Annotated in this window: 7 protein-coding genes; 6 read left to right on the forward strand and 1 reads right to left on the reverse strand. The window is 42.8% G+C overall.

The window, feature by feature from the left end:
• Nucleotides 1-230: 230 nt before the first annotated feature.
• The 4 genes from AB1I63_10135 (at nt 231) to AB1I63_10150 (ending at nt 9553) form a co-directional block, all read left to right on the forward strand.
• Nucleotides 231-1217, forward strand: coding sequence for an IS30 family transposase (locus AB1I63_10135; GenBank protein MEW4355183.1), 987 nt, complete (start codon nt 231-233; stop codon nt 1215-1217).
• Between the two features lie 186 nt (nt 1218-1403).
• Nucleotides 1404-2234 carry a Cof-type HAD-IIB family hydrolase gene (locus AB1I63_10140; GenBank protein MEW4355184.1) on the forward strand — a complete coding sequence of 277 codons (831 nt, stop codon included), beginning with the start codon at nt 1404-1406 and terminating at the stop codon, nt 2232-2234.
• Between the two features lie 8 nt (nt 2235-2242).
• Entirely contained in the window at nt 2243-7948 is a 5706-nt protein-coding gene (locus AB1I63_10145) for a ZmpA/ZmpB/ZmpC family metallo-endopeptidase (protein ID MEW4355185.1), read from the forward strand.
• A 174-nt stretch (nt 7949-8122) separates the two neighbouring features.
• Nucleotides 8123-9553, forward strand: a complete 1431-nt coding sequence (locus tag AB1I63_10150) for a 6-phospho-beta-glucosidase (GenBank protein MEW4355186.1) — start codon at nt 8123-8125, stop codon at nt 9551-9553.
• Nucleotides 9554-9978: 425 nt separating this feature from the next.
• On the opposite strand, the gene AB1I63_10155 is transcribed toward AB1I63_10150, so the two are convergent.
• Entirely contained in the window at nt 9979-10791 is an 813-nt protein-coding gene (locus AB1I63_10155; protein ID MEW4355187.1) for a Cof-type HAD-IIB family hydrolase, read from the reverse strand.
• A gap of 108 nt (nt 10792-10899) precedes the next feature.
• On the opposite strand from AB1I63_10155, the gene AB1I63_10160 reads away from it, so the two are divergent.
• Together AB1I63_10160 and AB1I63_10165 are read left to right on the forward strand one after the other, a co-directional pair.
• Entirely contained in the window at nt 10900-11523 is a 624-nt protein-coding gene (locus tag AB1I63_10160; protein ID MEW4355188.1) for a DUF1361 domain-containing protein, read from the forward strand.
• A gap of 63 nt (nt 11524-11586) precedes the next feature.
• On the forward strand, nt 11587-13047 hold the full coding sequence (locus AB1I63_10165) for an NCS2 family permease (GenBank protein ID MEW4355189.1): 1461 nt from the start codon (nt 11587-11589) through the stop codon (nt 13045-13047).
• Nucleotides 13048-13091: the final 44 nt, after the last annotated feature.

The raw sequence follows: 13091 nt of genomic DNA on the forward strand, positions 1-13091 counted from the left end.
TCAGTGGAAGTTACCCACTACAGAAATTATAGAGCCTTAATTGTTTGACTAAGGGCTTTTTTGTGTTGAGGAGATAAAAAAGGGGCTCAAAGCCCTGATGAATTGATACTCTAGGAGAATCTTAGAGTGTTTTTTATTTCTTGAATTTACAATATAAGTGCACGATAAAAACTCATAAGATTTTTTCTAGTAAAATAAAACTGAACAAACATCTTACGAAAGGAAATCTTATGAGCTACCATCATTTTACCATAGATGAACGAGAAAGTATTCTGATTTATCGTACTAAAGGGATGACCTTTTCTCAAATAGCACGACTATTACATCGGCACCCCTCAAGTATTAGTCGTGAATTAAAACGTCATTCAAAACAAGGCAACTATTCGCCTAGTAGGGCACAAACAGCTTATCATCTCGCTAAATCGCATTGTGGGCGAAAAAGGAAATTAGAAATAGACACTGAACTCAGTCAGACCGTCAAGCATCTTTTTCTTGAGTGTCAATGGTCGCCAGAAGAAATTGAGGGACGATTACGTTTAGAACGAGAAAGACCCGTCATTAGTTATCAAACCATTTATAGAGCTATCTATCGCGGTCACTTTGACGACACGCCTCTTTCACATGGTGCTCGTGGGGTTGTTCGCAAACTTCGTCACCATGGTAAAACACGCCATACACAATCCCATGTGGAAAAGCGAGGAAAAATTCCTATTTCTCATACCATTCATGAGAGGCCAATAGCAGCTAATGAACGCTCGAGAATAGGTGATTGGGAAGCCGATACTGTTGCTGGAAAGACTGGAAAAGCTTGCCTAGTAACACTCACTGATAGGCATTCCCGCTTCCTCAAAATTCAGAAAGTAGCTGTCAAGAAAAGTAAATTGGTTATAGAAGCCATGGTAAATATGTTAGAGTCCCTACCAAAAGAAACAGTGACTCCTGATAGAGGTAAGGAATTCTCAGGACATCCTGAACTCACCGAGAAACTAAATGTCGAAGTCTATTTTCCTGATCCTCATGCTCCTTGGCAACGAGGAACAAACGAGAATACAAATGGCTTATTGCGAGAGTATTTTCCAAAAGGAAGTGACTTAACAGAGGTAGAACACTTGATCATTCAGGAATGGGAAGATAAATTAAACAACAGACCACGAAAATGTCTAAACTGGAAAACACCTTATGAAATTTTTTATGGGATAAATGTGCACTTAATTTGACAATTCGCCACACTGAAAAAGCCCTATAATCTCTTCAGTGGAAGTTACCCACTACAGAAATTATAGAGCCGAAAATCTGTCTTTTTGATAATCCAGACTCAATAGATATTTATAGCATTTAAAATCCCCTATTTTTAAATAAGGATATGGTATAATGGAAGAAAAGTAAGATGGATGAGGTAGTGGATGGATATACGAGTGATAGCCACGGATATGGATGGGACACTCTTGGATTCGCAAGGTCGCTATCCAAAAGAGCGATTCGAAAAGCTCCTAGAAAGTCTGGAAAAAAGAGGGATTCGCTTGGTGATTGCGACAGGAAATCACTTATCGCGGATGAGGTTGCTTTTCGGTGATTTGATGGGTCGTCTGTCTTTTGTGGCAGCGAACGGTACTGTCTTGGTGGAGCAGGGGAGAGTTTTTTCTCAGCGTTTTTGGACAAGAGCAATGGTTCAGGATTGTTTGGCTTATTTTCATGGAAAATTACGGTCTTACCATGTTATTGTTGGCATGGAGGAGCAGAATATTGCGCTTGAGGGAACGGATTTTTCCTATGTTTATCAGTTGGTATCGCGTGAATCTGCTGAAGGCTTTTTATCCCGTATTCAGTATGTGGCAAGCTTTGATGACTTACCTTTGGGAAACTATTTGCGTGTGAGTTTGATGCTGAAAGAAGCAGAGGTTGAAGACGTGATTAGGCAGTTTAATCAGACTTTCCAAGGGAGATTTGTCGCGGTGACGAGTGGATATGGTTCTGTCGATATTTTGGAGACAGGGATTCATAAAGCCTGGGGGTTAGAGCAACTCCTTACTAGATGGGATATGTCTGCTTCTCAATTAATGGCCTTTGGTGATAGCAATAATGATGTGGAAATGCTTGAGTTAGCTGCTTACTCCTATGCTATGGACAATGGAGATGAGGCAGCTAAACTCGCCGCAAATGCTTTAGCACCAACAAATGATCAAGCAGGAGTGCTACAAGTGATTGAAAACTATTTAAAAGATGGTGAAAAATAGGAGGAAATATGAAAGATTTTTATAGAAATGTCAGTCGATTTTCGATTCGGACCTTTTCGGTCGGAGCTGCCTCGGTCTTATTAGGGATGAGCCTCGTTGCGACGAGTTTACAAGAAACGGTACAGGCAGAAGAGATGAGCTCTTGTACCAAGATTACCTATCATTATGTGAGTGAAGATGAGCTGAGTGCCGATGAGAAAAAGCTAATTACAACAGCTCTTCCATCTAATATGGTGACAGGAGAGACAACCTATTACATGGTGTATCGTCCAGATGCTAAAGGAATCTTGCCAAAAACAGGATCAGACTTGACTGCCTTGTTAGTGACAGGAGCAGGTGTGGCATTTTTGGTCTGCGCTCTTGTGTTTCACAAGAAAAAGAAGACTTGGATTGCGACCGCTTTTGTGGTAACCAGTTTGGGCCAAGTAGTAGCAGTACCTGAAGTATCAGCGATTACGCATAATTTATTTGCACACTTGACCCAAGAATTTTGCTTGCCAAATGGCGGTATCATGCCAGAAAAAGTCCGTGATATTGATGGCTATCACTTTGTTGGTTATATTGTAGAAGCAGCACAAAAAGCCCAATCAACAGCTCCAACTGAGCAGGTGAAAAAAGAGCTTTCAAGCGATGACACAAAGCCAGCTATGCCAGAGCCAGAGGTTGAAAAACATTATGAAGTTCCGACTGCTAACATTCCGACGGTAGAAAAGCCCGTTTTCCCAGTAGAGGAAGTTCCTGTCACTCCGGATCCAGAGGTTGAAAAACATTATGAAGTTCCGACTGCTAACATTCCAACGGTAGAAAAGCCTGTTTTACCAGTAGAGGAAGTTGCAGTTACTCCGGAGCCAGGGGTTGAAAAACATTATGAAGTTCCCACCTCCAACATTCCAACGGTAGAAAAGCCTGTTTTCCCAGTAGAGGAAGTTCTGGTCACTCCAGAGCCAGAGGTTGAAAAGCATTACGAAGTTCCGACTGCTAACATTCCGACAGTAGAGAAACCTGTCTTGCCAGTAGAGGAAGTTCCTGTCACTCCGGAGCCAGAGGTTGAAAAACATTACGAAGTTCCGACTGCTAACATTCCAACGGTAGAGCAACCTGTTTTCCCAGTAGATGAGGTTCCTGTCACTCCGGAGCCAGAGGTTGAAAAGCATTACGAAGTTCCCACCTCCAACATTCCAACGGTAGAAAAGCCCGTTTTCCCAGTAGATGAGGTTCCTGTCACTCCGGAGCCAGAGGTTGAAAAGCATTACGAAGTTCCGACTGCTGACATTCCAACGGTAGAAAAGCCCGTTTTCCCAGTAGATGAGGTTCCTCATTATGAAGTCCCAAGTGAGAATATTCCAACGGTAGAGAAACCGATTCTGCCAATTGAAGAAGTCCCTCAGTATGATGTTCCGCAGGACAATATTCCGACGGTGGATCAGCCAGTAGCTCCGTTGGAGTTGATTGTGGCTGCGGATAAGTTAGATCAAGGCTTGAAAAAAGAAGTCAATACTAGCAAGAAAACACCAGAAAGTATAGCTGATTATCAGACGGCAAAAGATAAGGCTAACACAGCCTTGGCAGACGCAAATACTGTAATTGCAGACAAGGCAGCTAGTCCAGAAAAGATCGCAGAAGCTCAGAAAAAGGTAGAAGAAGCCCTCAAAAACTTAGAAGCAGCAGAAGCAGCTTTGAAAAATCAATCACTCACCAAGCCAACGTTGACTTTTTCAGCTTTAGAAAAGAAAGAAAAAGACAAGTCTGTCCGTGTCAGCTATCAATTAATTGATCCAGATAATAGCTTCGTATCTGCGACTGCTCAGATTTTTGCAGGGGACAAGCTAGTTAAAGAAGTAAAACTGTCTAAGGATGATTTGGCAGGGGCAGTTATTTCAGGTTTGGATTATGATGTTGATTATCAGCTGAAGACAGTCTTTGAATATGCAACCTTGGCTGAAAATGCGCGTGAAACGCTTCCTGATGTAGAGGCTTTTGTCCTTGAACGCAAGCAGATTGAGCTGAAAAACTTACGCGACCTTTCTCTTTATACCTATAAAGGTGGTGTCAAGACCAAGGTCATCAGTCTTCAAGAAATTGGGGATATTAAGGACTATTTTGCAAGTTTTGTATCAGAAACCGGCAAGGAAGTAGAGTTACCAATCAAGGAAATTGTGGCAGACGGAGCGAGCTTTAAGGTCGTAGCGACTCATCCTGAGCTGGTTCAGCGAAGTGAGACTGGTGATTATGTAGATGACTATACTTTCAACATTGGTCGGATTGCCCCAGCTCAAAATGGCATTTATACCTCTTTCAAAGACTTGATCGATTCCATCAATGCCAATCCAAGTGGCACTTTTACACTGGGTGCAGATCTCAGCGCAGATGAACTTGGGGTGCCAAGTGCCAGCTATGTGACAGTACCATTTACAGGGACACTGACAGGTGTAAATGGCGGTAAAAACTTCACCATTTATGGTTTGAAAGCTCCACTGTTTGCCAGCACGAATGGCGCTAGCCTAACCAATCTTAATTTGGCAGATGTAGCGATTAGAAGCGCTAATGCAAATGCAGCAACGCTGGTTAATACAGCTCAAAATACGACCATTCGCAATGTAGCAGTGACAGGTGCGATTGAAGCGCCTAACAATGTAGCTGGATTGGTTTATGATGCAGCATCTGGTACAAAGATCCAAGATGTGGATCTGGATATGACCATTCGGACAACGAAAACAGACGGAGAAATGATCTCTGGTGGTTTGGTTGGAAAATTGCGTGATAGTAGTATTGAAAAAGCCCATATCAATGCTCAGATTGATACCTATGTCAACTCAGGACAAGCCTTTGGTGGTATTATTGGTAGCGCAGAAGGCAAAACGCCAAGTATCCAAGATGTTTATGTCGAAGGCTTATTGGACAATAAAAAAGGTGGTCGTGTCGGTGCGATTGCAGGAAATCCAGGAAATACAGCTCTACATCGTATCGTTTCTGGCATGACGGTGAGAGGTGGTTCGGACTATGTTGGAGCAGGAACTCCAACCAATACGACAGAGCTTTACCGCATTGAAAATCGCTCAACTGCAAGTGTTCAATCTAATAAACTGACAGAAATTCCAGCAGATGAGGCCAAGGCGAAGATTGATGCTATGGGGTTGACCGCAAGCTTGTCTGACAAGGAAAGCTTGGTTGGTGCGACTTCTAAGACCATTGATTACAGTACCTTGCCAAATTATGAGGCGGAGCGTGAGATAGCCTATCGCAATACCGAAAAACTCCTACCTTTCTATAATCGTGAATACATCGTTAAGCAAGGAAACAAGATTGACGCTTCAAGCAAGCTCTACACGACTAAGCTTGTGTCTGTCGTGCCGATGAAGGACAAGGTAGTTGTGGCGGATCTCTACAAGGATAAGACAGCGATCAATCGTCTCATGCTCCACTATGCAGACGGTACGGTCGAATATGTCAATCTAGCGCTTGGTGAAACCTTTGCTGATAATACCATTCAAGAGTACAAATTAGCAGGAGGTGAGCTGCTCTATACGCCTGAGCAATTCATGACGGATCCTTCTGATGTGATTGCGACAGCCATGACGCGGGTAGCTGGTTTAGGCTACTTCTCAGAAGATGTTTGGAAAGTGACCCAAAGGCATCCTGAGACAGAAGCAGATAGCCCAGATTTATCACCGATTGAGCCTTATCAACGTGAGATTTTAGAAGTTCTTTCTCTCAAGAATGCCTTTGATGAAGTCAACAGCCGTGCCAAGGAAGTCTTTGAGGCAGCTCTGGCACAGAGTGTAGCGGCTGATTTCACGGCTTCTCCAATGAAGACTCAGATGCAGGATTATATGCGCAAAAATGCCGTGGCTATTCTAGTTGGTGCGACCTATCTCAACCGTCTCTACAAGATTCAGTTTGGTAAGATGAATGTAGGAGAGCTTGCAACCTTCTATCAAAACTTCTTTGGCAATCAAGTCAATAGCCTAGAATTTCTAGCCAATCTCGGTCGGATGGGCAATGATGCACTGGATATTAAGAACAATCCAGCTACTTATGAGAAATGGATTGCTCCAGTGTCTGGTTATAACAATCTCCGTGACTATCTCAGTGCTTACCGGACACGCTTTACGACTATGAGTGAAAATGACTGGTTCAAATCAGCAACTAAGGCGCATATCGCAGAAGCAGCGTCTAAGGAATTGCCAGATCAAACCTATCAAGTCTATGACCAGCTTAACCGGATTGATCATACTCGCTTGATCTTGCCACTCTTGAACTTGACGACAGAAGGCATCTATGTCATGAGCAATATGACTACGCTCTCCTTTGGGATGTACGACCGCTATATGGATATGTCTTTGAAAGAGACAGATCCAGCAAAATATGCGAGTGAAATCGAGCGAGTTGACAAGCTAGTAGATTACTATGCCAAGGTGCAGGCAAATCATTTTGACTTCTGGTACCGCATTGCAAAACCTGAGGTCAAAGAGCGCCTATATAGCAGAAGAGATATACCGATTCCATCTTGGGATGGGTACCTGATTCCGAAATTTGGCAATAAGGAATCCTATTGGATGCCGAAATTTGGTGAGGGAGCGTCTCCTCGGATGACAGACTTCTTTGCACCGATTGGCAAATACTATACCTCAAACGGTCTAGGGGCTTATGCGACGGGTTCTTTGGTTCACTTTGTCCTTGATCGTATGTTGGATCTTTACGGAGAATCCGTCTTTACCCATGAGATGACTCATAACTTTGACGGAACGATTTACCTCGGTGGTCATGGTCGTAGGGAAACTCTTGGAGCAGAAGTCTTTGCCCAAGGCTTATTGCAATCGACAAGCACGGCTACCAACCAAATCTTTTCTCTGAATACTCATGCAGATTTTGCAGAAGTGGACGGCGGAAAATTTGCAACCAACCGCGTGCACAATCTATCACCAGAACGCTTCCAGACAGAAGCTGACTTAAAAGCCTATAGTCAAGGTCAGATGGATGTGATTTATACTTTGGAAGCCTTGGAAGCAAATGCTTTGGTGAAACTTGCAAAAGAAGACCAGGCACTCTTCTACAAGAAGATTGAACGTTTGAATGACATAGGTGAATCGAAGATTCGTCAAATGACTGCGGAAGAAGTACAGTCCCTAACCCTTGCGAGCGTCAATGACTTGGTGGACAATGATATTCTTCTTGGAACACATGGATTCCATGCAAATAAGGACAAGATTGGCAAGAACGGCTATGACCACGAAGTATTGTTTGCGGCAAATTACAGTGGTCTGACTAATCCACATGGCTCATCGGATAGCTTGACCATTAAGCGTCTAGCCTTTGAATTGCTAGGAGAAACGGGCTATGATGGCTTTATTGCCTATCTATCTAACCAGTACCGTGCAGCAGCTCAAGCAGAGGGCAAGGTCTTTAACGATGAGTATATCTTGAAGAAGATTTCAAATGGAGCATACGCTGACTTCCATGCCTTCAAGAAAGCCATGTACCAACGCCGTTTGGACAAGGTTGGTCAGTTGAAGCCAGTCACCTTTACCTATGCGAAAAACACTTATACTGCTGATCAAGCAACCTTGAATCGCTTGATTGGAGAGGCAGTTGAAGCCGACTTGGCAGCCTTTAAAGCCAAGAAAGCAACCAACAATCTCTTTGCGCTCAAAGAAGCGATTTACAAAGCTTATCTTTTAGATACAGATGATTTTAGAGCATCGATTTATCAATAAAACAAGGAAAGAGGTTGGGACATCGTCCTCGTGGGCGTTTGTCCCACTCTCTTTTCTTAAATAGAAATGCATAGAATAGTATCAGTTTTTCTTAGAATAAAGGAAGAAAAGGGTTTCAAATCGTGGTATGCTATAATTATCGAGAAAACAATACTAGAAATAGAGGAAAAGCAAATGACCAAACAATTTCCAGAAGGCTTTTTATGGGGTGGCGCAACAGCTGCCAACCAATGCGAAGGTGCCTATAATGTAGACGGACGTGGCTTAGCCAACGTTGACGTCGTGCCGATTGGTAAGGATCGTTTTCCGATTATCACAGGCAAGAAAAAGATGTTTGATTTTGAAGAAGGCTATTTCTATCCTGCCAAGGAATCGATTGACATGTACCATCATTTCAAGGAAGATATTGCCTTGTTTGGTGAAATGGGCTTTAAGACTTACCGTCTGTCTATTGCCTGGACCCGGATTTTTCCAAAGGGAGATGAGCTAGAGCCAAATGAAGCAGGACTAAAATTCTATGAAGACCTGTTCAAAGAATGCCACAAGTATGGCATCGAGCCCTTGGTGACCATCACCCATTTTGACTGTCCCATGCACTTGATTGAAACCTATGGTGGTTGGCGTAGTCGCAAGATGTTGGAATTTTATGAACGTCTCTGCCGTACCTTATTCACTCGTTACAAAGGTTTGGTCAAATACTGGCTGACCTTCAATGAAATCAATATGATCTTGCATGCACCGTTTATGGGGGCAGGTCTCTATTTTGAAGAGGGTGAAAATGAAGAGCAAGTCAAATACCAAGCTGCTCACCATGAATTGGTTGCCTCAAGTATTGCCACCAAAATCGCCCATGAAATCGATCCAGAAAACAAGGTCGGCTGTATGCTGGCAGCAGGGCAATACTATCCAAATACCCCACACCCACGTGATGTCTGGGAAGGCTTGCAGCTAGACCGTGAAAATTACTTCTTCATCGACGTACAAGCGCGTGGAGAATACCCAAATTATGCCAAGAAGATGTGGGAGAAAAAAGGCTTGACGATTGAGATGACCGAAGAAGACTTGGCGCTTCTACGTGAGCATACGGTTGACTTTGTATCCTTCTCTTATTATTCAAGCCGTGTGGCATCTGGTGACCCTGAGGTGCAAGAGAAGACAGCTGGAAACATCTTTGCTTCAATCAAAAATCCATATCTTGATAGCTCTGAATGGGGTTGGCAGATTGATCCGTTAGGGCTTCGCATTACCCTAAATACCATCTGGGACCGTTACCAAAAACCAATGTTTATCGTGGAAAATGGTTTGGGAGCAGTGGATGAGCCAGATGAAAATGGCTACGTAGCAGACGATTACCGGATTGAGTACCTAGCAGCCCATATCAAGGTCATGAGTGATGCCATCCATGAAGACGGAGTCGAGTTGCTCGGCTATACGACATGGGGCTGTATTGACCTAGTCTCTGCTGGAACTGGTGAGATGAAAAAACGCTACGGCTTCATCTACGTGGACCGTGATAATGAAGGAAATGGTAGCCTAAAACGCAGCAAGAAAAAATCCTTTGACTGGTACAAGGAAATCATTGCAAGCAATGGTGAGAACCTATAAAACAAAAATAAGGGAGTGGGAGTCAATCGTGATTTCGTAGAAATCGATTTTCCTCACTCCTTTGTTTCTAGGCTCAAGTATTAACAGTCCATTGGACTAGCCTCGCTTTTGAGTTTCCAAGCTCAGGTACTAACAGTCCACTGGACTGTTAGTATCCCGCAAGTTGACTACCTTTCACAATTGAGAATTGTGAAAGGTTGGAAATAGGGCTAGCGAAGATAAGTTCGCTAGCTTCTTTTAATAGAATATTGATTTATCAATGTTTTGGATAAGTTGCTCACAACTTTCTGTTCTCGCAAATAGCTCCACTGGAGCATTGAACCCAGCGACAAGATTGTGTCAAACTGTTCAAACTATAAAAAATAAGGGAGTTGGGTACTTTTGTCCCACTCCCTTATTTTTTAGACTGTCATTTTTGAAAATATTTATAAGAATAGTTGAATGAGTTGATGGGCAACGCCGTCTTCTTCGTTGGTCAAGCTTAGCTGCTCATCTGCATAAGGTAGGAGGGCAGGATTGGCATTCTTCATCGCATAGCCAATGCCTGCAAAGGCTAGCATTTCTGTATCGTTGTGTTCATCACCAAAGGCAATCAAATCCTTGCGGTCCTTATTTAAGACTTTGAGGAGATAGTCGAGAGCAAAGGCTTTGTTGATGCCTTTGGCAGAACACTCAAGGATATTTAGCGGACCACCCCAGGTATTGATAGAGAGCTGCTCCTTGTAGAAATGGTTGAGCTCTAGCGCCAAGGCGTACTTGTCCTCTGCACGAGTCTGCATGAGAATGGCATTTGGATCCCTCGTGACTAGCTGCGGTTGAAATTGATGATGTTCTTTGAAACGATCAATCCCAAATAAAGCGGGATTGACTACCTCTTCATCTCGATTGGTAATGTAAAATTTATTGCGGTATTCACCTGCGATAAAGTCTGCCTCAATCTCTTTTTCTCGCTTGACCAGATCGAGTAAGAAGGATTTGTCTAGGGGAACAGACTGTTCAAACTCCCAATGTTTCTCAGGAAGATGAACCAAAGAGCCGTTGAAGTTAATCATGGGGGTCTTGAGTTCTAATTCCTTATAAAAATCAAGTGCCATCCGATAAGGACGTCCAGTTGTGATGACAACGTGATGGCCTTTTTCGCTGATCTTTCGGATGGTTTCTTTGGTAAATTCGGATAATTGGCTATTATGGTTGAGTAGAGTGCCATCGAGGTCGATAGCGATTACTTTTTTGCTCATAGGATTCACTCTCCTTTCGGGTGATACCTCCTATTATATCAGATTTAAGACGAAAAGAAAGGATTTGTGGTATAATAGGCGTTTATTCATGGAAGGAGGAAGAGAAAATTGAGAAAATGGATAGGGATTCATGTCCTGTTTGTTCTCGTTTCTTTCTTGGTCTACCGAGAAGGAATTACGGTGCAGGGACCTGATTTAATTTGGAATATGTTTTTAGCCTTGGTGGCGTATAATGCTGCCTTTTTTGCCAATCGCTTGCGACAAAAGTGGTTGTATCTGGCTTTTGGGGTGATCTGGTTTTTGTTTTATCCAAATACTTTTTACATGGTCACAGACTTGATTCATATGGACTGGGTATCTAAAACCTTGTGGGATAGACAAAGTTTACACCTCTTTGTAGCCTTTGTGCTGAGTATCTTTTTTGGAGTCATGTGTGGTGTGGAGAGTTGGCGCTTGATGATAAAAAGGAGTAAACTCGCTTGGTGGATAGAAGATGGTTTGATGATTGGTCTGTCATTTCTGTCCAGTCTTGCCATTTACATCGGAAGATACGATCGCTTAAATTCTTGGGATGTCCTTCACCGTCCTTTGATTGTGCTAGAAAAGTTACTTGCAGCTCTTGAGCGTGAACGTTGGTATTTTGTCCTTGGATTTACCCTTCTTCAAGTTATGGTTCTTTTATTTGTGAATGAAAACGAGGAAAAATCTAAAAAAGGCAATCATTTATCTTGAAAAATGAATATAATTAGGTTATAATCTTCTTATCGTTCGTAAATAAAGGAGATTTTTACTATCATGGACAAGTTTTTTGGTCTAAAAGAGTATGGGACGACAGTTTCAACAGAAATCATGGCAGGATTGACAACCTTCTTTGCCATGTCTTATATTTTGTTTGTCAATCCAAGTGTGCTGAGTGTGGCAGGCATGCCTTCACAGGCAGTATTTTTGGCAACAATCATTGCAAGTAGTGTATCAACGCTAGTCATGGGGCTCTTTGCAAATGTTCCCTATGCTCTAGCACCAGGGATGGGCTTGAACGCTTTTTTCACTTACACAGTTGTTATCGGGCTTGGCTTTACTTGGCAGGAAGCTCTTGCGATGGTCTTTCTTTGCGGGATTTTCAATATCTTTATCACAGTCACGAAAGTTCGTAAGAGCATTATCAAGGCGATTCCAGTCAGTCTTCAGCATGCGATTGGTGGAGGTATCGGGGTCTTTGTAGCCTATCTTGGATTTAAAAATGCTAACTTAATTACCTTTTTGACATCTGGTTCGGATATTATGACTGTCAATGGTGTGGAGCCAGCAAAGGCAACCGCAGAAACATTTTCAAATGGTGTATATTCTGTCCTAGCAGGTGGCGGTGTGGTGCCAGCCATTTCAACCTTTACAGATCCAAGCGTTCTTTTGACTGTATTTGGCTTGATTTTAACCGCTGTTTTGGTCATTAAAAATGTTCGTGGAGCGATTTTGATTGGGATTGTAGCTACAACCCTTGCAGGGATTCCAGCAGGTGTGGTTGATCTATCAGCGATTAACTGGGCGGATAATCATATCGGTAATGCCTTTGGAGAATTAGGTACAACCTTCCTTGCAGCTTTTGATGGGATGTCTTCTCTCTTTAGCAGTACCGAACGCTTGCCATTGGTTTTCATGACCATCTTTGCGTTCAGTTTGTCGGATACCTTTGATACCCTTGGGACCTTTATCGGTACAGGCCGTAAGACAGGAATCTTTTCTGCAGAAGATGAAGAAGCGCTTGAAAATGGGAAAGGCTTCAATTCAAAAATGGACAAGGCGCTTTTTGCCGATGCCATTGGAACATCTATCGGAGCGATTTTTGGAACGTCTAATACGACGACTTATGTTGAGTCTGCGGCAGGGATTTCAGCAGGTGGACGGACTGGTCTGACTGCAGTGACGACGGCTGTCTTGTTCCTATTGTCTATTTTGATTTTGCCATTTGTGGGTATTGTACCAGCAGCTGCAACAGCTCCAGCCCTTATTATTGTTGGGGTTATGATGGTTTCTTCTTTCCTTGATGTGGATTGGACAAACTTTGAAGATGCGCTTCCAGCCTTCTTTGCAGCCTTCTTCATGGCACTTTGCTTCTCTATTTCTTACGGGATTGCAGCAGCCTTTATCTTCTATTGCTTGGTTAAAGTCTCAACAGGCAAAGCAAAAGAGATTCATCCGATTCTTTGGGGAGCAACGGCTCTGTTCATTATGAACTTTGTCATTCTAGCCTTTTTATAAAATAGAGAGATGAGCCTAAAAAGCTTATCTCTTTTTTAGTAAAG

The sequence above is a fragment of the Streptococcus pneumoniae genome (assembly GCA_040719455.1).
In the GTDB taxonomy this organism is placed as follows: domain Bacteria; phylum Bacillota; class Bacilli; order Lactobacillales; family Streptococcaceae; genus Streptococcus; species Streptococcus pneumoniae_G.

Excerpts from the sequence above, each read along its gene's own strand:
- AB1I63_10135 (MEW4355183.1), top strand. The coding sequence starts at position 231 with ATGAGCTACCATCATTTTACCATAGATGAACGAGAAAGTATTCTGATT.
- AB1I63_10140 (MEW4355184.1), top strand. The coding sequence starts at position 1,404 with ATGGATATACGAGTGATAGCCACGGATATGGATGGGACACTCTTGGAT.
- AB1I63_10145 (MEW4355185.1), top strand. The coding sequence starts at position 2,243 with ATGAAAGATTTTTATAGAAATGTCAGTCGATTTTCGATTCGGACCTTT.
- AB1I63_10150 (MEW4355186.1), top strand. The coding sequence starts at position 8,123 with ATGACCAAACAATTTCCAGAAGGCTTTTTATGGGGTGGCGCAACAGCT.
- AB1I63_10155 (MEW4355187.1), bottom strand. The coding sequence starts at position 10,791 with ATGAGCAAAAAAGTAATCGCTATCGACCTCGATGGCACTCTACTCAAC.
- AB1I63_10165 (MEW4355189.1), top strand. The coding sequence starts at position 11,587 with ATGGACAAGTTTTTTGGTCTAAAAGAGTATGGGACGACAGTTTCAACA.